Annotated in this window: 20 protein-coding genes; 4 read left to right on the plus strand and 16 right to left on the minus strand. The window is 73.1% G+C overall.

The annotated features are described in order from the left end of the window. Positions 1–237: 237 nt before the first annotated feature. The 8 genes from ACF06X_RS25440 to infC all read right to left on the minus strand — a co-directional run bounded on the left by ACF06X_RS25440 (position 238) and on the right by infC (position 9,413). Complete coding sequence (locus ACF06X_RS25440; protein ID WP_392289605.1) at positions 238–1,323, minus strand: PP2C family protein-serine/threonine phosphatase; 1,086 nt, start codon at positions 1,321–1,323, stop codon at positions 238–240. Between the two features lie 346 nt (positions 1,324–1,669). Then, positions 1,670–4,183 carry a phenylalanine--tRNA ligase subunit beta gene (gene pheT / locus ACF06X_RS25445; protein ID WP_392289606.1) on the minus strand — a complete coding sequence of 838 codons (2,514 nt, stop codon included), beginning with the start codon at positions 4,181–4,183 and terminating at the stop codon, positions 1,670–1,672. Next, positions 4,183–5,310: a phenylalanine--tRNA ligase subunit alpha gene (gene pheS, locus ACF06X_RS25450; RefSeq protein WP_392289607.1), complete on the minus strand. Its 1,128-nt coding sequence runs from the start codon at positions 5,308–5,310 to the stop codon at positions 4,183–4,185. The genes pheT and pheS overlap by 1 nt, the downstream gene beginning before the upstream one ends. A gap of 134 nt (positions 5,311–5,444) precedes the next feature. Next, positions 5,445–6,563, minus strand: a complete 1,119-nt coding sequence (locus tag ACF06X_RS25455; protein ID WP_392289608.1) for an ATP-binding protein — start codon at positions 6,561–6,563, stop codon at positions 5,445–5,447. A 111-nt stretch (positions 6,564–6,674) separates the two neighbouring features. Further along, on the minus strand, positions 6,675–7,514 hold the full coding sequence (locus ACF06X_RS25460) for a TrmH family RNA methyltransferase (protein WP_392289609.1): 840 nt from the start codon (positions 7,512–7,514) through the stop codon (positions 6,675–6,677). Positions 7,515–7,884: 370 nt separating this feature from the next. Continuing rightward, a complete protein-coding gene (gene rplT, locus ACF06X_RS25465; protein WP_125652405.1) occupies positions 7,885–8,271 on the minus strand; it encodes a 50S ribosomal protein L20 in 387 nt (128 codons plus the stop codon). A 107-nt stretch (positions 8,272–8,378) separates the two neighbouring features. Next, complete coding sequence (gene rpmI, locus ACF06X_RS25470; protein ID WP_019884943.1) at positions 8,379–8,573, minus strand: 50S ribosomal protein L35; 195 nt, start codon at positions 8,571–8,573, stop codon at positions 8,379–8,381. 123 nt (positions 8,574–8,696) lie between these two features. After that, positions 8,697–9,413, minus strand: coding sequence for a translation initiation factor IF-3 (infC, locus tag ACF06X_RS25475; RefSeq protein WP_392289610.1), 717 nt, complete (start codon positions 9,411–9,413; stop codon positions 8,697–8,699). Positions 9,414–9,731: 318 nt separating this feature from the next. On the opposite strand from infC, the gene ACF06X_RS25480 reads away from it, so the two are divergent. Further along, positions 9,732–10,100: a DUF1844 domain-containing protein gene (locus ACF06X_RS25480; RefSeq protein ID WP_158985620.1), complete on the plus strand. Its 369-nt coding sequence runs from the start codon at positions 9,732–9,734 to the stop codon at positions 10,098–10,100. A gap of 36 nt (positions 10,101–10,136) precedes the next feature. Here ACF06X_RS25480 and ACF06X_RS25485 read toward each other — a convergent pair whose 3' ends face one another. From ACF06X_RS25485 to ACF06X_RS25495, 3 genes are read right to left on the minus strand one after another with little or no spacing between them, the layout of a single operon-like run. After that, complete coding sequence (locus ACF06X_RS25485) at positions 10,137–10,871, minus strand: SseB family protein (RefSeq protein WP_392289611.1); 735 nt, start codon at positions 10,869–10,871, stop codon at positions 10,137–10,139. Between the two features lie 59 nt (positions 10,872–10,930). Next, a complete protein-coding gene (gene mycP, locus ACF06X_RS25490) occupies positions 10,931–12,091 on the minus strand; it encodes a type VII secretion-associated serine protease mycosin (protein WP_392289612.1) in 1,161 nt (386 codons plus the stop codon). Further along, positions 12,088–13,362 carry a hypothetical protein gene (locus ACF06X_RS25495; RefSeq protein WP_392289613.1) on the minus strand — a complete coding sequence of 425 codons (1,275 nt, stop codon included), beginning with the start codon at positions 13,360–13,362 and terminating at the stop codon, positions 12,088–12,090. The genes mycP and ACF06X_RS25495 overlap by 4 nt, the downstream gene beginning before the upstream one ends. 111 nt (positions 13,363–13,473) lie before the next feature. Between ACF06X_RS25495 and ACF06X_RS25500 the strand changes: the two genes are divergently transcribed. Beyond that, a complete protein-coding gene (locus ACF06X_RS25500) occupies positions 13,474–14,676 on the plus strand; it encodes an amino acid deaminase/aldolase (protein ID WP_392289614.1) in 1,203 nt (400 codons plus the stop codon). A gap of 41 nt (positions 14,677–14,717) precedes the next feature. On the opposite strand, the gene ACF06X_RS25505 is transcribed toward ACF06X_RS25500, so the two are convergent. The 5 genes from ACF06X_RS25505 to ACF06X_RS25525 form a co-directional block, all read right to left on the minus strand. After that, a complete protein-coding gene (locus ACF06X_RS25505) occupies positions 14,718–15,602 on the minus strand; it encodes a DUF2510 domain-containing protein (protein WP_392289615.1) in 885 nt (294 codons plus the stop codon). Between the two features lie 22 nt (positions 15,603–15,624). Then, complete coding sequence (locus tag ACF06X_RS25510; protein ID WP_392289616.1) at positions 15,625–16,890, minus strand: HAD family hydrolase; 1,266 nt, start codon at positions 16,888–16,890, stop codon at positions 15,625–15,627. 99 nt (positions 16,891–16,989) lie between these two features. Continuing rightward, positions 16,990–17,775: a 3-oxoacyl-ACP reductase gene (locus ACF06X_RS25515; protein ID WP_392289617.1), complete on the minus strand. Its 786-nt coding sequence runs from the start codon at positions 17,773–17,775 to the stop codon at positions 16,990–16,992. 5 nt (positions 17,776–17,780) lie between these two features. Continuing rightward, entirely contained in the window at positions 17,781–19,208 is a 1,428-nt protein-coding gene (locus tag ACF06X_RS25520; RefSeq protein ID WP_392289618.1) for an aldehyde dehydrogenase family protein, read from the minus strand. Positions 19,209–19,216: 8 nt separating this feature from the next. Then, positions 19,217–20,587, minus strand: a complete 1,371-nt coding sequence (locus ACF06X_RS25525) for a glutamine synthetase family protein (RefSeq protein WP_392289619.1) — start codon at positions 20,585–20,587, stop codon at positions 19,217–19,219. A 78-nt stretch (positions 20,588–20,665) separates the two neighbouring features. Between ACF06X_RS25525 and ACF06X_RS25530 the strand changes: the two genes are divergently transcribed. Both ACF06X_RS25530 and eat read left to right on the plus strand, forming a co-directional pair. Further along, the gene (locus ACF06X_RS25530; protein ID WP_392289620.1) at positions 20,666–21,394 is read left to right on the plus strand and encodes a FadR/GntR family transcriptional regulator; all 729 of its coding nucleotides are present in this window, start codon (positions 20,666–20,668) and stop codon (positions 21,392–21,394) included. Between the two features lie 129 nt (positions 21,395–21,523). Continuing rightward, positions 21,524–22,966, plus strand: coding sequence for an ethanolamine permease (gene eat, locus ACF06X_RS25535; protein WP_392289621.1), 1,443 nt, complete (start codon positions 21,524–21,526; stop codon positions 22,964–22,966). The last annotated feature ends 1 nt before the right edge of the window (position 22,967 follow it).

Here is a 22,967-nt window from a genome sequence, read left to right on the forward strand (position 1 = left end):
CGGGCGGAACAGCGTAGTGGAGGGCGGTTTCGCACGGGGTGTGAACGAAGTGCCCGTTCTTCCCGTCCGCGCGCTCTGCCGCCGCCCTCGCGGAGCCGGTTGACTTGGGCCTCGCCGAAAGGCGAACGGGCCGCCCGCTCCCCCTCGTACAGTGGCGGCCCACCCCGCGCCGCCCGCCCCGCCGATCTGCCCGACACTCCGAGGCGGGCCGGGCGGCGCGCCGGCCTCGGACCCCGCTCAGCAGCGCGGGGAGGGTACGGGTCGGGTACGGCGCAGCCCGGGTTCGGCGGGCTGCGCCGGGACCCGCGTCCGGTCGTTGCGGACGACCAACAGGGCCACGTCGTCGGAGAGTCGGCCCCGGGTGTGTCGCAGCAGCGCCGTGTGGACACGGCGGACGAGCGCGGCCGGTGAGACGGGCGCGTCCCGCGCGGCCTCCGTCAGCGCCGCTTCCAGGCCGAAGAAGCGTCCGGCGCCGTCGCGGGCGTCCTCCGCCCCGTCGGTGTGCAGGAAGAGCGACTCGCCGGGCAGCAGCCGGGTGCAGGGGTACGGCGTGAGGTCGGCCGGCAGCGGAAAGGCGCCGAGCGGGGGCAGCGGGTCGCCGACGGGCACGGGCTCGACCCGGCGGGCGACGCGGTACGGGCCGGGGTGGCCGCAGTTGAGCGCGTACACCTCTCCGTCCGGACGGATCTCCAGGAGCAGGACGGTGACGAACTCCTCGGCGACGGGGTGCTCCGGCTCGCGCGGCTCGCGCCCGGCGCAGGCGGGGTGCTCGTCGCGGGCGCGCTCGCGCAGATGCCGCCCGAGTGCCCGGTCGAGCCGCCGCAGGACACCGCCGAGTTCGGGCTCGTCGTGGGCCGCCTCGCGGAAGCTGCCGAGGACGGCGACCACCGCGCCGAGGGCGGCCAGACCGTGCCCCCGGACGTCCCCGATGACGATCCGCACCCCGTACGGCGTGGCCACCGCCTCGTACAGGTCTCCGCCGACGGCCGCGCCCCGGGAGGCGGAGAGCTGACCGGCGGCGACGGCGAGTCCGTCGAGCCGGGGCGGCGGGGGCCGCAGCAGCACCAGCTGGGTGGCGTGCGCGATGGCCCTCATCCGCTCCAGCTCGCGCGAGAGACCCCGCCGGATCCCCAGGATCAGGCCCGTGCCGACGGTGAAGAAGACGACACTGGTCGCGATGCGCGTCGGGAGACCGGGCTGCTGGGCCATCGGGCAGCCGAGCTTCCAGGCGACGGCCACCGCTCCCCAGAGGGCGGGGAGGGCGAGCGGACCCAGCCGACGCAGCCGGGATCCATCGGAGAGCAACGACCTGGTACGGATCATGCACGGCCCTTCCCGAGGCCCGACAGCGCCCGAAGGCCCTGCGGCACACAGGCCCGCCCCTGTGGCCGCGTCGATTCTCCCGACCGCACCGGGCACGGCGGAACACCCGCCGGTCATATCACCCGAAGGAGTGAGCGCCCCCGGCGCGCCGCGGCGCGCCACCCGTACGCCACCCGCACGGGCGAAGGACCCCCGCACACCCATGCGACACGCGCGACCACGCGCCACCCACACCACCCGGACCTCGGGCGGACCGGAGGCCGGCTTTCGGGCGGGTCGGTGGCGGAACGCCGGAGGGGGCCGGCCCGGTGGTCACCGGGCCGGCCCCCTCCGGGGCGACTGCCGCTCAGGCGCCGCGCAGGGTCGCGCCCGTGCGCTCCGCCGCGAGGGACACGGCCGCGTCGCGCGCGGCGGTGGCCTCCTCGACGGTGAGGGTGCGGTCCGCCGCCCGGAACTTCAGGGCGTACGCCAGCGACTTGCGGCCCTCGCCGATCTGGTCGCCGGTGTAGACGTCGAACAGCCGGACGGACTCGAGGAGTTCGCCGGCGCCGTCGCGCAGCGCCGCCTCGACGGTGGCCGCCGGGGTGTCCTGCGGGACGACCAGGGCGACGTCCTGCGTGGCGACCGGGAAGGAGGAGATCCGCGGTGCCTTGAGGGGTCCCTGGTTCGCCTGCTCCAGCAGGTCGAGGTCGAGCTCCATCGCGCAGGTACGGGCGGGCAGGCCGAGCGCCTTGACGACGCGCGGGTGCAGCTCTCCGCCGTGGCCGACGAGGACCTGCTCGCCGTTGACGACCACGTGGAACGCGGCGCAGCGGCCGGGGTGCCACGGGGCGTGCCGGTCGGCGCTGACGATCAGCTCGACACCGGCCTCGGCGGCAACGGTCCGCGCCGCCTGGATCGCGTCGGCCCAGTCGGACGGGCGGCCCTTGCCCCACCAGCCGGCCTGCTCACGGGCGCCGGCCAGGACGACGGCGGCCCGGCGCGGCTGCGCGGGCAGCGCGGCGTTGACGCCGGCGATCTCCTCGGCGGTGGGACGGCGGTCGACGGGCAGTCGGACCGCGACGCCCGGACCGTCGCCCGGCCGGAAGACCAGACCGGTCTCGAAGAGCGCCAGGTCGTGGCTGCCGCGTCCGTCGTTGCGGCGCAGCGCGCCGAGCAGCCCCGGCAGCAGCGTCGTACGGAGCGCGGGCTCCTCGTCGGAGAGCGGGTTGACCAGCTTGACCGTGCGGCGGCGGTCGTCGTCCGCTTCGAGGCTGAGCTGGTCGAAGACCTGCTCACCGATGAAGGGGTAGTTCAGCGCCTCCACGTACCCGGCGCCGGCCAGCGCGCGGCCGACGCGGCGGTGGGTGCGCTGGCGCTCGGTCAGCCCGCGGCCGGCCGGCGGCCGGGGCAGGGTCGAGGGCAGGTTCTCGTACCCCTCGAGCCGGATGACCTCTTCGGCGAGGTCGTTCGGCTCGTTCAGGTCGGGGCGCCACGAGGGGACGGTGACGACGAGCTCGTCCTGGCCGTAGACGTCGCAGCCGATCTCCTGCAGACGGCGGACGACGGTCTCGCGGCCGTAGGCGACGCCCGCGACCTTGTCCGGGTGGTCGGCCGGCATGGCGACCGTGCGGGGCGCGGAGGGGGCGAGGATCTCGGTGACCCCGGCCTCGGCGGTGCCGCCGGCGAGCAGCACCAGCAGGTCCACGGTGCGCTGCGCGGCGGCGGCCGCGGCCTGCGGGTCGACCCCGCGCTCGAAGCGCTTGGACGCCTCGCTGGCCAGCTTGTGTCGGCGGGCCGTGCGGGCGATGGAGATCGGGGCGAAGTGCGCGGCCTCGATGACGACCTCGGTGGTCGCGCCCGCGAGGTCGGCGTGGTCGGCGATCTCGGTGTCGGCGCCGCCCATCACGCCCGCGATGCCGATCGGCCCGCGGTTGTCGGTGATGACGAGGTCGGCCGCGTCCAGGACGCGTACGGTGCCGTCCAGGGTGGTGATCTTCTCGCCCTGTTCGGCGCGACGGACGCCGATGGGGCCGTCGATCCGGGTGCGGTCGTAGGCGTGCAGCGGCTGACCGAGCTCCAGCATCACGTAGTTGGTGATGTCGACGGCGAGCGAGATCGGACGCATGCCGGCCTTCTGGAGGCGGCGGCGCAGCCAGATCGGGGAGCGGGCCTCGGGGTCGAGACCCACGACCGTACGGGCGGTGAAGCGGTCGCAGCCGCTCGGGTCGGCGATCTGGACCGGGTAGCCGTACGAGTTGGGCGCGGGCACGTCGAGCAGCGCCGGGTCGCGCAGCGGCAGGCCGTAGGCGATGGCGGTCTCGCGGGCGACACCGCGCATCGAGAGGCAGTAGCCGCGGTCGGGCGTGACGGCGATGTCGAGGACCTCGTCGTACAGCTCCAGGAGGACGGTGGCGTCGATGCCGACCTCGTGCTCCGGGGGGAGCACGATGATGCCGTGCGTCCCGTCGTCGCCCATGCCGAGCTCGTCGCCGGAGCAGATCATGCCGCGGGAGACCCGGCCGTACGTCTTGCGCTCGGCGATCCGGAAGTCGCCGGGGAGCACGGCGCCGGGCAGGGCCACGACGACCTTGTCGCCCTCGGCGAAGTTCCGGGCGCCGCAGATGATCTCCTGGGGCTCGCCGGTGCCGTTGGCCTGGCCGACGTCGACGGTGCAGAAGCGGATGGGCTTCTTGAACTCCGTCAGCTCCTCGATCGTGAGGACCTTGCCGACCACCAGCGGGCCGGTCAGGCCGGCGCCGAGCTGCTCGACGGTCTCGACCTCGAGTCCTGCCGAGATGAGCTTGGCCTGGACGTCACGTCCGGTCTCCGTCGCCGGCAGGTCGACGTACTCCCGCAGCCAAGAAAGCGGGACCCGCATCAGATCTCCATCCCGAACGGCCGGGTGAACCGGACGTCACCCTCGACCATGTCTCGCATGTCATCGACGTTGTGGCGGAACATCAGCATCCGCTCGATTCCGAACCCGAAGGCGAATCCGCTGTACTTCTCCGGGTCGACGCCGCAGGCGATGAGCACCTTGGGGTTGACCATGCCGCAGCCGCCGAGCTCGATCCAGCCCTCGCTGCCGCAGGTGCGGCAGGGCCGGTCCGGGTTGCCGACGGACTCGCCGCGGCAGACGTAGCAGAGCATGTCCATCTCGGCGGACGGCTCGGTGAAGGGGAAGAAGTTCGGGCGGAGTCGGGTCTTCATGTCGGCACCGAAGAGCGCCTGGACCATGTGGTCGAGGGTGCCCTTGAGGTCGGCCATGGTCAGGCCCTCGTCGACGGCGAGCAGCTCGATCTGGTGGAAGACCGGGGTGTGCGTGGCGTCGAGCTCGTCGGTGCGGTAGACGCGGCCGGGGCACACGACGTAGACCGGGGGCTCGCGGTCGAGGAGCGTGCGGGCCTGCACCGGGGAGGTGTGGGTGCGCAGCACGACGCCGGACTCGTCGCCGGTGGTGCCTTCCGGCCCTTGGACGAAGAAGGTGTCCTGCATCTGGCGGGCCGGGTGGTCCGGTACGAAGTTCAGGGCGTCGAAGTTGAACCACTCCGCCTCGACCTCGGGGCCCTCGGCGACCTCGTACCCCATGGAGACGAAGACGTCGGCGACCCGCTCCATGAGCGTGGTCAGCGGGTGACGGGCGCCGGCCGGGACGCGGTCGTACGGCAGCGTGACGTCCACCGCCTCCTCGACGAGGACGCGGGCGTCGCGCTCGGCCTCCAGCTCCGTCTGCCGGGCCGCGAGGGCCTTGGAGACGGCGCCGCGGGCCTGGCCCACGAGCTTGCCCGCCGCGGCCTTGGCCTGCGGCGGCAGCGCGCCGATCTCCCGGTTGGCCAGCGCGAGCGGCGAGGTGCCACCGGTGTGCGCGACCTTCGCGTGCGCGAGCGCGTCGAGGTCACCCGCGGCGGCGAAGGCGGCGAGCGCCTCGTCCCGCATGCGCTCGATCTCTTCCGGTTTCAAGGCCTCGACCTCGACCGGGTCGTACGACTTATTGGGTGCGGACATCTCTTCCCGTGCTTCCGTTTGGCTGGCTGGGCGGCCCCGCTCGACGACAAGGGCGCAAACGTGCCAAAGGTCGAGTCTAACGGGGCGCGAGGACGCGAATGAGCCCGTGGGCGGCCGGGCGGCTGGTGATCTCGTCAGGCGAGATAGGCCGGGGCGCCGACGGGCAGGATAAATCGGAACTCGGCGCCGCCGCGGGGGCCGCGTCCGACGGTGATGGTGCCGCCGTGGGCCTCGACGATGCCCTTGACGATGTAGAGGCCGAGTCCGGTGCCGCCGCGCTTGCTCCCCCGCCAGAAGCGGGTGAAGACACGGCCCATCGACTCCTCGGGGATGCCGGGGCCCTCGTCGCTCACGGTGACCGCCGTCCCCTTCTCTCCGTCGGTGGTGGCGCGGGTGGGCGCCACCTCGATGGTGACGGTTCCCTCGCCGTGGCGCACCGCATTTTCGAGCAGGTTGCCGAGGATCTGGTCGATCTTGTCGGGGTCGGCCCACAGATCGGGCAGCTGCGGCTGGACCCGGACGAAGAAGCGGTCGGGGGACTGGCCGCCGGTGGTGTGGGCCTGGATGTGGCGCCCGACGGCGGCGGCGATGTCGACGGGCTGGCGGCGCACCTCCAGGCGGCCGGAGTCGATCCGGGAGATGTCGAGGAGTTCCGCGATGAGCCGGGTGATGCGGTTGGCGTCGGCGTCGACGGTCTCCAGCATGAGCCGCTTCTGGTCGTCGGTGAACCGTTCCCACTTGGCGAGCAGGGTCGCCGTGAACCCCTTGACCGAGGTCAGCGGGGAGCGCAGCTCGTGGGCGACGGTGGCGATGAGCTCGGCGTGGCTGCGTTCGGTACGGCGCCGGGCCTCGGTGCCGCGCAGGGAGACGACGACGCGGCGCACGGGCCCGGTGGGCTCATCCCGGACGTAGCGGGCGGAGACGAGGACCTCGCGGCCGCCGGGCAGGAGCAGGTTGCGTTCGGGCTGGCCGCGGCGGGTGGCGAGCCCTCCGTAGGGGTCGGTGAGGGTCCACCAGCGGCGGCCCTTGAGGTCCTCCAGGGGGAGCGCCTGCTCCAGGGGGAGGCCGAGGACCTCGCGGCCGGAGACGGACGCGATGCGGCGGGCGGCCGCGTTGAAGCAGACGACGCGGCCGGTCTCGTCGGCGACGACGAGACCGTCGGGCAGATCGTCGGGGTCGATACCGGGCCAGTGCTCGGGGGCGCCCGGCACGGCGCTCCGTGCGTGTGCGGGCCTGTCCGTCCCGGCCGTCATCCCCGTTCCCCACCCCTCCGTGTAGCGCAGTGGGCCCCCGAGCCCGTCACCCTACTAGCTGAAGGTGACGGCGTGGACCCCCTCAGCGCCCCTCAGCGCACCCGCGGCTCCTCAGCCGGAGCTCCGGGGGCGCTGGGCACGCGCGGAGGCGTACAGGCACACGGCGGCGGCCGTGGCGAGGTTGAGGCTCTCGGCCTTGCCGTGGATCGGGACCCGTACCACCGCGTCCGCGAGCGCGCGGGTCTCCTCCGGCAGTCCCCAGGCCTCGTTGCCGAAGACCCAGGCGGTGGGGCCGCCCATGGTGCCGGCGTCCAGCTCGTCGTCGAGGTCACGGTCCCCGGCACCGTCGGCGGCCAGGATCCGTACGCCCACGCTCTTGAGCCCGGCGACGGCCTGCTCGACGGGGACGCCGACGACCACGGGGAGGTGGAAGAGCGAACCGACCGAGGCGCGGACGGATTTGGGGTTGTAGAGGTCGACGGAGGCGTCGGTGAGGACGACGGCGTCGGCGCCGGCCGCGTCGGCGCAGCGCAGCACGGTGCCGGCGTTCCCGGGGTCGCGGACGTGGGCGAGGACGGCGACCAGCTTGGGCTCGGCGGCGAGAATCTCCTCGAACGGCGAGTCGAGGAAGCGGCAGACGCCGACCAGACCCTGCGGGGTGACCGTCTGGGAGACCTCGGCGAGGACGGCGTCGGAGGCGTGGTGGACGCGGGCTCCGGCGGCGTGGGCGGCCTCGATGATCCCGGCGTACCGCTCGGCGGCCTCGACGGTGGTGAAGAGCTCGACGAGGGTGGGTTCACCGGTGCTGCCCCGGTGCTCGACGGCCTCGCGGACGGCCTGGGGGCCCTCGGCGATGAAGAGGCGGTCCTTGCCCCGGAAGTTGCGCTTGGCGAGCCGCCGGGCGGCGACGACACGCGGGGAACGCGGGGAGATCAGCTCGGGGGTGCGCATGTGCCTGCGGCTCTCTGACTCGGATGTGCGGAGGTCGCCCGGGCCTGCGGGCCCCTCGGACGGATGCCCCGGGGGCTTGGAACAGGTGCCCGGGGCCGCCTCGGGAGGGCTTGGAACAGGTGCCCGGGGCCGCCTCGGGAGGGCTTGGAACAGGTGCCCGGGGCTGCCTCGGGAGGGCTTGGAACTGGTGTCCGGGGCCGCCTCGGGCGGATGCCCGGGGGCCGCCCTCGGGCGGATGCCTGCCCGGAGGCGCTCGAAGGGCGTCGGGGCGCCCCTGGGCCCCTCGACGCTACGGCGGATCAGGTGAACGCACGGGACCCGCAGGCCCGAAGGCCTGCGGGTCCGGTGCAGAAGATCTGCGGCCTGAAGATCAGGCGGCGGCCTTCGGGGCGTTCACGTCGGCCGGGAGGGCCTTCTGCGCGACCTCGACGAGCGCGGCGAACGCGTTGGCGTCGTTGACGGCCAGCTCCGCGAGGATCTTGCGGTCCACCTCGATGTTGGCGGCCTTCAGACCCTGGATGAGGCGGTTGTACGTCATGCCGTTCTGGCGGGCAGCGGCGTTGATGCGCTGGATCCACAGCTGACGGAAGTCGCCCTTGCGCTTCTTGCGGTCGTTGTAGTTGTAGACCAGGGAGTGGGTGACCTGCTCCTTGGCCTTGCGGTACAGGCGCGAACGCTGACCGCGGTAGCCGGAGGCCGCCTCGAGGATCGCCCGGCGCTTCTTGTGGGCGTTGACTGCCCGCTTGACGCGTGCCACTTCTTAACTCCTTGTAGCGGGGTCGTGGTGGTACTCACACGACCCGGAAATCGGATGGGTCCCGGACTTGGCCGGATGCCCTCGTCGCCGAGGGCGGGAGATCAAGCTCAGATGCCCAGCATCTTCTTGATCTTGGCCGCGTCGCCCGGGGCCATCTCGGCGTTGCCGGTGAGGCGACGCGTCAGCTTGGACGACTTGTGCTCGAGCAGGTGGCGCTTGCCGGCGCGCTCGCGCAGCACCTTGCCGGAGCCGGTGATCTTGAAGCGCTTCTTGGCACCGGAGTGCGTCTTGTTCTTCGGCATAGCGCCGTTATCTCCTCGTCAGTGGCGCTCCCCACCGGTGCGGGCACCGGCGATCCGGGAGCGTCAATATCGTGTGATGGTCCGTGCGGGCACCCGGGGCTGCCTGGGTGGCAGCCCGTCGGATCACGCCTCGGGGTTCTCGGCCTCGGCGGGAGCCTCGGCCGAAGCGTCCTCGGCCGGAGCCTCGGCAGACTCGTCGGACGAGACGCCCTGACGCTCCGCCTTGCGCGCGGCCTGGGCCTCACGCGCCTCGGCCATGGCCTCGGTCTTCTTCTTGTGCGGGCCGAGAACCATGATCATGTTCCGGCCGTCCTGCTTCGGGTTCGACTCGATGAAGCCAAGGTCCTCGACGTCCGAAGCAAGCCGCTGCAGCAGCCGGAAGCCGAGCTCGGGGCGGGACTGCTCACGACCACGGAACATGATCGTGATCTTGACCTTGTCGCCCTGCTTGAGGAACCGGACGACGTGACCCTTTTTGGTGTCGTAGTCGTGCGGGTCGATCTTCGGCCGGAGCTTCATCTCCTTGATGACCGTGTGCGCCTGGTTCTTGCGCGCCTCACGGGCCTTCATGGCCGACTCGTACTTGAACTTCCCGTAGTCCATGAGCTTGCACACGGGCGGACGGGCGGTCGCCGCCACCTCGACCAGGTCGAGGTCGTACTCCTGTGCGAGCTCCAGGGCCTTGGCAAGCGGAACAATCCCGACCTGCTCGCCGCTGGGTCCGACAAGTCGCACCTCGGGAACGCGAATCCTGTCGTTGATGCGGGGCTCGGCGCTGATGGATCCTCCTAGGTAGCACCACGCGACCGCCTGGCGGACGGACGCGTATGTCTGTGACATTGAGACCAACCGCGCCGGCACATCAAAAACGCCCCGGACGGGACACAGGCGGGGCTCCACGGAAATACCGGAGCACCGCCGCGGTCAACCGCGGGGCGCACATCGGGCGGCTCCATCGTCCGTACGGAACGATGGGCGCCACCTGACCGGTGACCCGCCGCCCGTGAGGGCAGCAAGGTGGGAGATCGGAGCCTCCACTTGCGGGCCGGGCACACAGGTGTCCGGCCGGTCGTTACACAAGGTTAGCACCGCCCGCGCCGGTTCGCTAACGCCAGGCCCGCACCGCTCCCCCGCCCGCCGCCGCTTATCGTGTGGGGCATGAGCGAAACGCCCCACACCGAGTCCGCGGACTCCCCCGACTTCGACGCCATGACCCGCGACATCGCGGAGGTCCCGGCGGTCGAGGTGATCGTGACGGTCGCCGTCAACCTGATGAGCGCCGCCGCGGTGAAGCTCGGGCTCACCGAGGAGGGCGACGAGCACAAGGACCTCGACGAGGCGCGCAAGCTGATCCACGCGCTGGCGGGCCTGCTGGACGCCGGCGCGACGGAGATCAGCTCCTTCCACGCGGCCCCGCTGCGGGACGGCCTGAAGTCCCTCCAGCTGGCCTTCCGCGAGGCCTCCTTCGTCCCGGACGAGCCGGGCCAGGGCCCGGGCGAGAAGTACACGGGGCCGGTGTACGGCTAGGAGTCCGTGCGGGGGGGCGACCCCCGTACCCCCGGCTTATCGCTTGACGTAGAAGGGCTCGCCAGGAGGCGTGGTCGTGGCCGGCAGGAGTGCCAGGTCGAGGCCGCGTACCAGGCGGGCCCTCAGTGTTTCGTCGGCCGCCAGGGAGGCCGCTACGCGCCGGGCCGCCTCAGCTGGGGGCGCGTCCGGGGCGAGGACGAGGGCGAGGGTGCCGTCGGCGCTGCCGGGGCCGAGGTGGGCGCGCAGCACCGCGGGCTCGGCGGCGACCGCCGCGTGCACCGCGTCCCGTACCGCCGGGTCGTCCAGCGGGTCGACGCTGGTGCGGCCCTCCGCGAGGGCGAGCAGCGCCGGGCCCGTCAGCTGGTACGGCACCGGTCCCGCGAGGTCGAGGACGACCGTGTCGGCCTTCTCGTGCGCGGCGGCCTGCAGCGCCTGGTGCAGGGGGACGGCGACGGGCCGGGCGGCCGGGTCCCAGAGCGCCAGCGAGGCGAGCGAGGTGAAGGCGGGCAGCGCGCGCCGGTCGCCCGCGGTGAGCGTGGGCACGGCCATGTCGCTGGTCTTCTCGCGGCGCAGCCCCGTCTCCTCGTCCTCCTCGACCTCGCCGAGGACGGCGACGATGGGGACGAGGAGGCGTGCCTCACGCAGCGCCTCAAGGACCGGGCCGTGGGCGGTGCGGTCCTCCGACCAGGCCGCGAGGGCCGCGGCGAGCCGCGGGTCGGCGGTGCCGTCGTCGTCGGAGAAACCGGGGTCAGGGATGTTCTTGAGCGCCACGCACCGAGCCTAACCGCCGTGCGTGGGCCGCCTTCCCCGCGGGTGGCTCGGTGGCGCCTTCAGCGGGGCGTGCTGCGGCGCCAGAGGACCACCGCCGCGACGAGCAGGACCGCGCCCAGGCCGCCGGCGACCGGGGCGAGCACGCCGACCGGCTTCGCCTCGTCCGGGGCGGGCAGCGGCCCGGGGCCGAAGTAGCGGCCCCGGTAGCCGGCGGCGGCGGTCTTGGGGTCGGCGCCCTTCAGCGCGGCACCGGCCTTGATCGCGGCGGCCGGGTCGACGGTTCCGTACCCCTTGGCGTCGCTGCGGCCGGCCGCCGGGCGGTTGCGCGCGGTGTCGATGAGCAGCCGCTTGACCTGGGCGGGCGTCAGGTCGGGGTGCGCGGCCCGGACCAGGGCCACGGCGCCGGAGACGAAGGCGGCGGCGGCGCTGGTGCCCCAGCCCTCGTAGTAGCGGCGGTCGGGGTCGGCGATCACGATGTCGACGCCGGGGGCGCTGACGGTCGCGTACCAGCGGCGGGTGGAGAAGGAGGCGCGGGTGCCGAAGCGGTCGACGGCGGTGACGGCGACGACGCCGGGGTAGGCGGCCGGATACGAGATGTGGTCGCCCTTCTCGCCGCCGTTGCCGGCCGAGGCGACGACGGAGACGCCCTTGGCGAGGGCGTACTGGACGGCGGCGTCCTCCCCCGCGTCGGGGTGGGCGGACTTGGAGTCGTCGCCGAGCGAGAGGTTGATGACGTCGGCGCCGTGGTCGGCGGCCCAGCGGATGCCCTCGGCGAGGGCGGTGCCGCGGCTCTTGCGGGCCTTGTCCCGGGCCTTGTCGGTGCCTTCGAGGATGACGCGGACGGGCAGGATCTTCACCCCGGGCGCGATCCCGAGGACACCGTCCTCGCGGCCGGGCCCGTGGCCGTGCCCGGCGATGATGCCGGCCATCGCGGTGCCGTGGCGGGCCCAGGCACGGTCGCCCCGCTTCGCGCCGAAGCCGATGAGGTCCTTGCCGGTCAGGACCGAACCGGCGAGGTCGGGGTGGTCGGCGTCGACGCCGGTGTCGAGGACGGCGACGGTGATGCCCTCGCCCCGCGTGGTGCGCCAGGCCTCGGTGGTGTGCAGGGCTTCGAGGCCCCACTGGCGGGCGCGGATGGTGTCGGCGTACGCGGGCGTGGTGGTGGCCGGGAGGACGGCGAAGGCGGCGGCGAGAAGCGCGGCGAGGGCGCGGCGGGTCACTTTTCGTCCTCGACCTTCGTGGTGTCGGCGACGCTCGCGCGCAGCCGGCGTTCGATGCGGTTCGCGACGCCTCGGGCCTCGTGGCCGAGCCCGGCCTGGGCGGGGGCGCTGGTCGAACCGGCGGTCATCGCCTTCTCGGCGGGCTCGGGGCGGGTGACGGGGCGGCCGTCGGCGAAGCCGGAGACGGAAGTGACGACGACGGGCAGGTCGGCGAGGGGGTGGGTCCACCAGCTGGCGCGCTGCGCGGCGCCGAAGCGGGCGGCGACGGTGCCGGGGGCGGAGAGCGCCGGGGGGACGTCGGCGGCGAGGCGGGCGGCCTGGGTGGAGAGGGTGCGGGTGGTAGCGGGGTCGGCCTGGGTGAAGACGAGGCCGACCGTGATGACGCTGGTGGCGGTGGCGTCGGTGTACGTGGCCCGCAGGACGCGGTCGCAGCCGACCGGGCGCAGGGCGGTGAGCAGGCTCGGGGGCAGGACGGTCGCCGAGCAGGGGGCGTCGGCCGCGACGACGACACGGGTCCAGGTACGGGTGGCGGCGCCGGGGCCCGCGCCGGGGCCGGGGAGGGTGCGCGGGAAGAGCGTGTCGACGGGGACGCTGTGCCACAGGGTCCTGGCCTGGGCGTATCCGGCCGGCTCGGCCGGTGCGCCGGCGTCCGTGGCCGCGAGCACGGCTCCGGCGACGGCCCCGCCGATGAGCCCGAGACCGAGGATCAGACAGGCCCCGGCGGCGACGACCCATCCGGCACGCCGCTCGCGGACGGGGACGGAGACGGGCCGCAGCCGGGTGGTGGTCTCGGCGGGCGTCTCGGGCACGTCGGTGTACGGCGACCGGTAGGCCCCGTACGTCCCGTAGGCGTACTGCCCGGCCCCGGCGCCGGCCTCGTCGGGCGCGGAGGCGGGCCGCGGCACGCCGGACGGCGGGTGCGGAGCGCTGTGCGGCGTTCCGGACGGCGGGTGCGGCGGCTGCGGCGGGGCCCACGGCGCGGGACGGGGGCCGTCCGGGCGGTGCGGGGGCTGGGGGACGGGTGCGGGTGCGGGGGCGTTGTCGCGGATGGGGCGCAGGCGGGTGGTCGTCTCGACGGCGGGCACCTCGGCATGCGGCCGCCGCGCGTCCTTGGCCGGGCGGGGAGGGACCTCGGCGGGGAGCGGGGCGCTCACCACGCCCGTCGGGCGTGGGCCGTGGGACGCGGGGGCGTCGGCCGGCGTCGAGGACGTCGGGGAGGGCAGGAGTGCGTCGGTGATGCGGGACGCGGGTCGGTGCGACTCGGTGCTCATCCCCGTCCCCCTGCTTGTCCCGGCGCAATGCCCGCCACTCTACGGGCTGTTCCCCACCGCACGGGAACTCAGGGGCTACCCACCCGTAAACCCGTCTGGCAAGCTCGGGCCATGACTCCCCGCGCCGCCGACCGGGCCCGGTACGACCGGGCCACCGCCGATCTCGACGCGCCCGTGGCGATCGTCGATCTGGAGGCGTTCGACGCCAACGCCGACGATCTCGTGCGGCGGGCCGGTGGCAAGCCGATCCGGGTGGCGAGCAAGTCCGTGCGGTGCCGGGCGCTCCTGGAGCGGGTCCTGGCGCGCGAGGGCTTCGCCGGGATCATGTCGTTCACGCTCGACGAGTCGCTGTGGCTGGCCCGCGCCGGGTTCGAGGACGTGCTGCTCGCCTATCCGTCCGCCGACCGCGCCGCCTTCGGCGAGCTGGCGAGCGACCCCAAGCTCGCCGCCGCGGTGACCGTGATGGTCGACGACCCGGCGCAGCTGGACCTCGTCGACACCGCCCGCGCGGGTGGCGGCGAGGAGATCCGGGTCTGTCTGGAGCTGGACACCTCGCTGCGGCTGCTCGGCGGCCGGGTGCGGGTCGGCGCACGCCGCTCCCCGCTGCGCGAGCCCGCGCAGCTCGCCGAACTCGCCCGCTCGATCGCCCGGCGGCCCGGCTTCCGGCTCGTCGGCGTCATGGCGTACGAAGGGCATGTCGCCGGTGTCGGGGACGCGGTCGCGGGGCGGCCGCTGCGGTCCCGGGCGATCCGGCTGATGCAGTCGGCCGCCCGCAGGGAGCTGGCGACCCGGCGCGCGGCCGTGGTGCGGGCGGTCCGGGCGGTGGCGCCCGACCTGGAGTTCGTCAACGGCGGCGGTACGGGCAGTGTGCAGCACACCGCGGCGGAGGAGGCGGTGACCGAGATCGCCGCGGGTTCGGGGCTCTTCGTGCCGCGCCTCTTCGACAACTACACGTCCTTCACCGGCCGCCCGGCCGCCCTCTTCGCCCAGCCCGTCGTGCGGCGCCCGGGTGTCGGCGTGGTGACGGTGCTCGGCGGCGGCTATCCGGCGTCCGGTGCGGCGGGCGCGGACCGGTTGCCCGTCCCGTACCTCCCGGAGGGGCTGCGCTACGACCCGCAGGAGGGGCCGGGCGAGGTGCAGACGCCGCTGCTCGGCTCGCCCGCCGACGATCTCCTCATCGGGGACAAGGTGTGGTTCCGGCACGCGAAGGCCGGGGAGCTGTGCGAACGCTTCGACAGTCTGCGGCTGGTCGAGGGCGACCGGGTCACGGCGACCGTACCGACGTACCGGGGCGAGGGCCGCACGTTCCTGTGACCGGAGCGTGAACCGGATCAGGCCCTGTACGCCCCGGCCGGTCAGGAGCCGGGGCTGATCGAGGCGCCCACCCCGCCGTTCGTCGTGGAGCCGATGGGCAGGATCCCCTTCACGATCTCGTCCATGGTGGCGAGCGGCGGACCGTCGGGGCCCGCGTCGAAGGCGAAGCGCACCACGACCGGCGACTCGCTGCCCTGGGGTGACGGGAAGGCGAGCGACTGGACGTAGCCGCCGGGGCCCTGGCCGGTGGTGACCTGCCAGCGGACCAGGTAGCCGGTGCGCCCGGCGACGACGGCGGGCCGGGCGGCGACCACCTTGTGCGAGCGGATCCCGCCGTACAGGCGGTTGCCCAGGACGTCGTCCTCGTAGAAGGCGTCGGCGGCCAGGGCGATGTCCTCCTTGGCGATCGCCTCCGGGGTGGTGGCGTCGGTGCCCGATGCCGTACGGGAGTTGACCGTGCCGCGCCGGCAGTCGCGGTCGGTCGCCGCCGGGCAGGGGTACTCGCCCACGGTGACGACGGTCGGCACGTCGCCGCCGCGGAACTCCGGCCTCTCCCAGCCCTTGAGGATGGGCAGCGTGATGCCGTTGAGCTGGTCGGCGACGCGCGTGGGGTCCTCGGCGGGCGGGCTGCTCGACGGGCCGGTGGTGGGTGTCGACGTCGGCGCCGCGCCGGTCGTGCTCGACGCCGGCGGACCGGCCGTCCCCGGGTCGTCCTCCTCGCCCCCGAGGAGGACGGCACCCGTGACGACGGCCGCCGCCGCCACGACCGCCGCCGCGGCGAGGAGGAGCACCCTGCCGCGCCCCCGGGGTGCGGCGGGGCCTGCCGCCGGCCGGGTGTGCGTGGTCCAGGTCGTACCGTCCCACCAGCGTTCGACGGCGGGGATGCCCGGGTCCGGATACCAGCCTGGAGGGGTCGTCATGCTCATCCCGCCACCCTAGAGGGCGCGTTCAGGGTCCGGACACGGAGTCCCACTGGTCGGGCACGACGGTGCCGTCGGACCGGCGGACCGGCTGCGCGGTGCCGTCGGCGGCGGTGTACGCCGTCGTGGCGCAGGGGTACGGAGTCGGCTTCCGCTTCTTGGGCTCGATGAACATCGGGTTCACGAGCCAGCGGCCGTCGCTGTTGTCGTACGCCCGGCACATCACCTCGTTCTTGTTCCGGTTGAGGACCAGGCGCAGTCCGGTGGCGTCGCGCAGGAAGGAGACGTCGGTGTCGGAGTCGCCGGCCGCGAACACCTGGCGCCGGGACGCGGGCTGGATCCGCTCGGCCGCGGGCCCGCGGACGCCGAAGATCTCCTGGTTGATCCAGCAGCGCTTGCCGTCGATGTACGTGATCATCGAGTCCTCGCCGTCGGGCACGCTCCCGCAGCCCTTCAGCCGGGCGGTGAGGCGGCCGTGCTCGGTGGTGTTACGGATGCCGAGGGCGTGGGAGGGCTTGACGCCGACGCCCCGGGCCCAGACGTCCACGACCGGTTCGGGCGAGGCGGAGACGATCCAGACGTCGAAGCCGGCCTTCTGGAGGGTACGGACGAGGTCGCGCTGCTGGTCGTAGTAGCGGACCCAGCCGGTGACCTTCCGGATGCCCACCGGCTGCTCGGTGCCGATCGGGGCGGCGAGGTTCTCGGTGCGCGCCGCCTCGGCGAAGGAGGCGATCTGGCGGGTGGTCCAGCCGCGCAGGAGCTGGGCGAGCCAGGCGTACCCCGGTTCCATACGGCGGTGGTCGAAGCCCGCGAACGCCTCCCGGCCGGTGGTCGTGGCACCGTCCGCGTAGACGGAGAGGATCTCGTCGGCGCAGCGGGTGTCGGTGGCGGTGGGCAGGGTGGGTACGCCGGTGGGGCAGGCGGCGCGCAGGGCGGCGGCCGCGTCCGGGGTCAGGTGGCGGCTGGTGGTCGTCCAGTCGTCGTTCTCGGGCAGGCGTATGCGGTTGTTGCGCAGGAGCCAGAACATGGTGGCGTCGCCGACGTCGTTCTTGATGACGGTGTTGTCCCAGTCGAAGACGGCGACGGGCCGGTCGGCACCCTTGCCCCCACTGTCCTGGCAGTGCGTGTCGATGAGTCGTTGCAGTCGGGCGCGGTTGTCGCCGTACCAGCCCTCGGAGACGTTCAGCGTGGGGCATTTCCCGGGTTTCGCGTGGGCGGGTGAGGCGGTGACCATGCCGGAGAGGGCGAGGACCGTGGCGGCGACGGCCGCGATCCGGCGGGTTCGGGGGTTCATGGGCGCGCTCCTGTCTGGGGACGACCGGACGTCCTGGATGCACGGCAGCCGGGCGCCTTGCGACGCCCGGCTGCCGGGTGGGGGGTGGAGGGTGAGGTTCTAGAGCGGGGTCACGTACGCCCCGGAGATACCGCCGTCGACGAGGAAGTCGGTGGCGTTGATGAAGGAGGAGTCGTCGCTGGCGAGGAAGGCGACGGCGGCGGCGATCTCGTCGGCCTCGGCGAAGCGGCCGAGGGGGATGTGTACGAGCCGGCGGGCGGCGCGCTCCGGGTCCTTGGCGAACAGCTCCTGGAGGAGCGGGGTGTTCACGGGCCCGGGGCAGAGGGCGTTGACGCGGATGCCCTCGCGGGCGAACTGGACGCCCAGTTCGCGGGACATGGCGAGCACGCCGCCCTTGGAGGCGGTGTACGAGATCTGGCTGGTGGCGGCGCCCATGACGGCCACGAAGGAGGCGGTGTTGATGATGGAGCCGCGGCCCTGTCGCCGCATGTAGGGCAGGGCGGCCTTGCAGCACAGGTAGACGGAGGTGAGGTTGACGTCCTGGACGCGCTTCCAGGCCTCAAGGCCGGTGGTGAGGATGGAGTCGTCGTCGGGCGGGGAGATGCCCGCGTTGTTGAAGGCGATGTCGACGGAGCCGTAGGTGTCGAAGGCGACCTTGAAGAGGTTCTCGACCTCCTCGGGGTCGGTGACGTCGACCCGGACGAAGGTCCCGCCGACCTCCTCGGCGGCGGCCTTGCCGGCGGTCTCGTCGATGTCGCCGCAGACGACGTTCGCGCCTTCGGAGGCGAGGCGGCGGGCGGTGGCCAGGCCGATGCCGCTGCCGGCTCCGGTGATGACGGCGGTACGGCCGACCAGGCGGCGGCAGACGATGTCTTCGGTGCTCATGCGGTTCAGGCCTCCGTGCTTTCCGTGTTGCTTTCCGTGTTGCTTTCCGTGTTGCTTTCCGTGCTGATGAAGACGTTCTTGGTCTCGGTGAAGGCGGTGAGGGCGTCGGGGCCCAGTTCCCGGCCGAGGCCGGACTGCTGGTAGCCGCCGAACGGGGTCCAGTAGCGGACGCTGGAGTGGGAGTTGACGGACAGGTTGCCGGCCCGGACGGCGCGCGAGACGCGCAGGGCGCGGCCCACGTCGCGGGTCCAGATCGAGCCGGACAGGCCGTAGTCGGTGGCGTTGGCGAGGCGGACGGCGTCGGCCTCGTCCTCGAAGGGCAGGACGACGGCGACCGGCCCGAAGACCTCCTCGACGGCGCAGGGCGCGTCCTCGGCGAGGCCGGTGAGGACGGTCGGCGGGAACCAGAAGCCGGGGCCTTCAGGGGCCTTGCCCCGGATGCCGGGGAGGGAGTCGGGGACGTACGCCCGTACGCGTTCCAGCTGGGCCCTGGAGATCAGCGGGCCCATCTGGGTCGTCTCGTCGGCCGGGTCGCCGACGACGATCTCCTCGATGGCGGGGGTGAGCAGCTCCAGGAAGCGGTCGTACACGGAGCGCTGGACGAGGATGCGGGTGCGGGCGCAGCAGTCCTGCCCGCTGTTGTCGAGGAACGACATCGGTGCGGCGGCCGCGGCGGCCGCCACGTCCGCGTCGGCGAAGACGATGTTGGGGCTCTTGCCGCCGAGTTCGAGCGTCACCCGCTTCACCTGGTCGGCGCACTTCGCCATGATGCTCTTGCCCACCCGCGTCGAACCGGTGAAGACGATCTTGGCGACGCCGGGGTGCTCGACGAGCGCGTTGCCCGCGACGGCGCCCTCGCCCGGGAGGACCTCGAAGAGGCCTTCGGGGAGTCCGGCCTCCAGGGCGAGTTCGGCGAGGCGGAGCGCGGTGAGGGGGGTGGTCTCGGCGGGTTTGAGGAGGACGGCGTTGCCGGCGGCGAGGGCCGGGGCGGTGGCCCAGGCGGCGATCGGCATGGGGAAGTTCCACGGGGCGATCACGCCGACGACCCCGAGCGGTTCGAGGATCGTGATGTCGAGGCCGCCGGCGACGGGGATCTGGCGGCCGCTCAGCCGCTCCACTCCCCCGGCCGCGTAGTCGAGCAGGTCGCGGACGTTGCCCGCCTCCCAGCGGGCGTTGCCGAGGGTGTGGCCGGCCTCGCGCACTTCGAGGAGGGCGAGCTCCTCGATGTGGGTGTCGACGACGGCGGCGAAGCGGCGCAGCAGCCGGGCCCGGTCGGCGGGGGCGAGGGCGGCCCATCCGCGCTGGGCCTCGGTCGCGCGTACGACGGCGGCGTCGACGTCGGCCGGGGTGGCGGCGGGGACCGTGGCGACGACCTCCTCGGTCGCCGGGTTCAGGACGATCAGTTCACGCGGTTCGTGCAGTTCGTGCGACAACGCGTTCCTCACATGCGTTCGAAGGAGCGGCGCAGCTCCCAGTCGGTCACCGCGGCGTCGTACGCGTCGAGTTCGACGCGGGCCATGTTGCGGTAGTGGGCGACGACCTCGTCCCCGAAGGCGGCCTTGGCGATCGGGCTGGTCTCCCAGAGTTCGGCGGCCTCGCGCAGGGTGGTCGGGACGTGGGCGTAGTCGGCGGTGTAGGCGTTGCCGTCGCAGGCCGGGGGCAGTTCGAGGCGGTGCTCGATGCCGTAGAGGCCGGCCGCGACCAGTCCGGCGACGGCGAGGTGGGGATTGACGTCTCCGCCCGGGAGGCGGTTCTCGAAGCGCATCGAGCGGCCGTGGCCGACGACGCGCAGGGAACAGGTGCGGTTGTCGACGCCCCAGGCGACGGCGGTAGGGGCGAAGGAGCCGGGCTGGAAGCGCTTGTAGGAGTTGATGTTGGGGGCGTAGAGGAGGGAGAAGTCGCGCAGGGCGGCGAGCTGGCCGGCGAGGAAGTACCGCATGACGTCCGACATGCCGCCGGGTCCGTCGCCGGCCATCACGTTGCGGCCCGGTTCGTCGAGGGACTGGAGGGAGAGGTGGATGTGGCAGGAGTTGCCCTCGCGCTCGTTGTACTTCGCCATGAAGGTGAGCGAGACGCCCTCCTGGGCGGCGATCTCCTTGGCGCCCGTCTTGTAGACGGCGTGCTGGTCGCAGGTGACGAGCGCCTCGTCGTACTTGAAGGCGATCTCGTGCTGCCCGGGGTTGCACTCGCCCTTGGCGGACTCGACCGTCAGGCCGGCGCCGGCCATCTCGTTGCGGATGCGGCGCAGCAGGGGTTCGACGCGGCCGGTGCCGAGGACGGAGTAGTCGACGTTGTACTGGTTGACCGGGGTCAGGCCCCGGTAGTTCGCGTCCCAGGCCTGTTCGTAGGTGTCCTTGAAGACGATGAACTCGAGCTCCGTGCCGACGTGGGCGGTCCAGCCGTGTTCGGCGAGCCGTTCCAGCTGGCGGCGGAGGATCTGGCGGGGTGCGGCGACGACGGGTGAGCCGTCGCTCCAGGCGAGGTCGGCGATGAGCATCGCCGTACCCTCGTTCCAGGGGACGCGGCGCAGAGTGGTGAGGTCGGGGAGCATGGCGAAGTCGCCGTAGCCACGGTCCCAGGAGGACATCTCGTAACCGTCGACCGTGTTCATCTCGGTGTCGACGGCCAGGAGATAGTTGCAGCCCTCGGTGCCGTGGTCGAGGACGTCGTCGAGGAAGAACGGTGCGGCGAACCGCTTGCCCTGGAGCCGCCCCTGCATGTCGGGAAAGGCCAGGACGACCGTGTCGATCTCACCGCTCGCGACGAGGGCGCGTAGCTCCTCGACGGAGAGCGGGGCTTTGCGGTCTGCCACGGGATTACTCCTCCTTCGGTCAGCCGGGAGCCATAAGGTATTGCGGAAGACCATTGATTGGGAAGGGGAAACGGCAACGTGGCCAGTACGAGTGAATCGGCGGACCGGCTGACGCCCGTGCTGCGGCCGGTCCGGGCGGGGAACGGTTTCGAGGAGGCGCTGGAGCAGATCCTGCAGGTCGTGCGGCTCGGGCTCGTCCCGGGCGGGGAGCGGCTGCCGGCCGAGCGGGAGCTCGCCGAGCGGATGGGGATCAGCCGGGTCACCCTGCGCGAGGTCCTGAAGGTCCTCCAGGAGCAGGGCCTGCTGGAGAGCCGGCGGGGCCGCTACGGCGGAACGTTCGTGCTGCACCGACCCCAGACGGCGGACGAGGACGAGCTGCGCCGCCGGATCGCCGCCGTCGACGTCGAGGACACGCTGCGCTTCCGCGAAGTGCTGGAGGTCGGCGCGGCCGGGCTCTGCGCGGCGCACGGCCTGACCGACGAGGGCGCCGAGCGCCTCCGTACGGCCCTCGCGGCGACGCACGACGCCCCGCTGGCCGAATACCGCCGCCAGGACACGCTGCTGCACCTCACCCTGGCCGAGCTGTCGGGGTCGCCCTCGCTCACGGCGCAGTACGCGGCCGTCCGGGCGACCGTCAACAACCTGCTGGACTGCATCCCCCTGCTCGTACGCAATCTGGAGCACTCCCAGCACCAGCACACCGCCCTGGTGGAGGCGGTCCTCGACGGGGACGCGGACGCGGCACGCGAGGTGATGCGCGAACACTGCGGCGGCACGGCGGCGCTGCTGCGCGGCTTCCTGACGTGAGAGGGCGGCAGGCCCCCCGGGGGACATGGCCGTAACGCGAAAGTAACGCACGGGGGTTGCGTTCCCCGAGACTCGACGCAAAGGTATGGGGCCAATCCATTGGGCCCGTTGCGGGGAGCTGACGCTGTCATGACGCTCGAAGACACCACCGGGGACAAGACCGCGCCCGACGACTACCTCGAACGCCGCGCCCTGCGCCGCGGCAGCGCCGGCTGGCTGCTGCTCACCGGGCTCGGCGTCGCCTATGTCGTCTCCGGCGACTTCTCGGGCTGGAACATCGGCCTGTCCAAGGGCGGCTTCGGCGGACTCGCCGTCGCCACCGTCCTGATGGGCGCGATGTACGCCTGTCTCGTCTTCGCGCTCGCCGAACTCTCCGCCATCCTGCCCACCGCCGGCGGCGGCTACGGCTTCGCGCGCCGCGCGCTCGGCACCTGGGGCGGGTTCCTCACCGGCACCGCGATCCTCATCGAGTACATCCTCGCGCCCGCCGCGATCTCCATCTTCATCGGCGACTACGTCGAGTCCCTCGGCCTCTTCGGCCTGGAGTCCGGCTGGCCGGTCTACCTCGCCTGCTTCGTGGTCTTCATCGGGATCCATCTGTACGGCGTGGGCGAGGCGCTGCGCTTCAGCCTCGTCGTGACGGCGATCGCGGTCGCCGCGCTCGTGATCTTCGCGCTCGGCGCGCTCAGCGACTTCCACGTCGACGGCCTGAACGACATCCCCGTCGACGGCGAGGCCTTCGGCGCCAACTCCTGGCTGCCGTTCGGCCTCCTCGGCATCTGGGCGGCGTTCCCCTTCGGCATGTGGTTCTTCCTCGGCGTCGAGGGTGTGCCGCTCGCCGCCGAGGAGGCCAAGGACCCGGTCCGCTCGATGCCCAGGGCGCTCGCCCTGTCGATGGGCATCCTGGTGCTGCTCGCCGTGGTGACCTTCTTCGCCGCCACGGGCGCCCGCGGCTCGGCGGCGATCCAGGAGGCGGGCAACCCACTGGTCGTGGCGCTGCAGGGCGACGGCGACCCGACGGCACTGAGCCGCTTCGTGAACTACGCCGGTCTCGCGGGCCTCGTGGCCTCGTTCTTCTCCCTCATCTACGCCGGTTCGCGGCAGCTCTTCGCCCTGTCGAGGGCCGGCTACCTGCCCCGGTTCCTCTCCCTGACCAGCCGGCGCAGGTCGCCGTACCTGGGGCTGCTGATCCCCGGCGCCATCGGCTTCGCGCTCGCCGCCGGGACCGGGAACGGCGCGCGGATGCTGAACATCGCCGTGTTCGGCGCCACCATCTCGTACGCCCTGATGGCGCTCTCCCACATCGTGCTGCGCCGCCGCGAGCCGGAGTTGCCCCGGCCCTATCGGACCCCGGGCGGTGTCGTGACCTCCTCGGTCGCCCTCGTCCTCGCCGCGTCCGCGCTGGTGGCGACCTTCCTGGTCGACCAGGAGGCGGCCTTCATCGCGCTGGGGGTCTATGTGATCGCTCTCGCCTACTTCGCGTTCTACAGTCGGCACCATCTGGTGGCCAAGGCGCCGGAGGAGGAGTTCGCGGCGCTCGCGGCGGCCGAGGCCGAGCTGGAACGCGACTGAC

This window comes from Streptomyces sp. NPDC015346 (assembly GCF_043078785.1).
Taxonomy (GTDB): Bacteria; Actinomycetota; Actinomycetes; order Streptomycetales; family Streptomycetaceae; genus Streptomyces.

Excerpts from the sequence above, each read along its gene's own strand:
- ACF06X_RS25440 (WP_392289605.1), bottom strand. The coding sequence starts at position 1,323 with ATGATCCGTACCAGGTCGTTGCTCTCCGATGGATCCCGGCTGCGTCGG.
- pheT (WP_392289606.1), bottom strand. The coding sequence starts at position 4,183 with ATGCGGGTCCCGCTTTCTTGGCTGCGGGAGTACGTCGACCTGCCGGCG.
- pheS (WP_392289607.1), bottom strand. The coding sequence starts at position 5,310 with ATGTCCGCACCCAATAAGTCGTACGACCCGGTCGAGGTCGAGGCCTTG.
- ACF06X_RS25455 (WP_392289608.1), bottom strand. The coding sequence starts at position 6,563 with ATGACGGCCGGGACGGACAGGCCCGCACACGCACGGAGCGCCGTGCCG.
- ACF06X_RS25460 (WP_392289609.1), bottom strand. The coding sequence starts at position 7,514 with ATGCGCACCCCCGAGCTGATCTCCCCGCGTTCCCCGCGTGTCGTCGCC.
- rpmI (WP_019884943.1), bottom strand. The coding sequence starts at position 8,573 with ATGCCGAAGAACAAGACGCACTCCGGTGCCAAGAAGCGCTTCAAGATC.
- infC (WP_392289610.1), bottom strand. The coding sequence starts at position 9,413 with ATGTCACAGACATACGCGTCCGTCCGCCAGGCGGTCGCGTGGTGCTAC.
- ACF06X_RS25480 (WP_158985620.1), top strand. The coding sequence starts at position 9,732 with ATGAGCGAAACGCCCCACACCGAGTCCGCGGACTCCCCCGACTTCGAC.
- ACF06X_RS25495 (WP_392289613.1), bottom strand. The coding sequence starts at position 13,362 with ATGAGCACCGAGTCGCACCGACCCGCGTCCCGCATCACCGACGCACTC.
- ACF06X_RS25500 (WP_392289614.1), top strand. The coding sequence starts at position 13,474 with ATGACTCCCCGCGCCGCCGACCGGGCCCGGTACGACCGGGCCACCGCC.
- ACF06X_RS25505 (WP_392289615.1), bottom strand. The coding sequence starts at position 15,602 with ATGAGCATGACGACCCCTCCAGGCTGGTATCCGGACCCGGGCATCCCC.
- ACF06X_RS25510 (WP_392289616.1), bottom strand. The coding sequence starts at position 16,890 with ATGAACCCCCGAACCCGCCGGATCGCGGCCGTCGCCGCCACGGTCCTC.
- ACF06X_RS25515 (WP_392289617.1), bottom strand. The coding sequence starts at position 17,775 with ATGAGCACCGAAGACATCGTCTGCCGCCGCCTGGTCGGCCGTACCGCC.
- eat (WP_392289621.1), top strand. The coding sequence starts at position 21,524 with ATGACGCTCGAAGACACCACCGGGGACAAGACCGCGCCCGACGACTAC.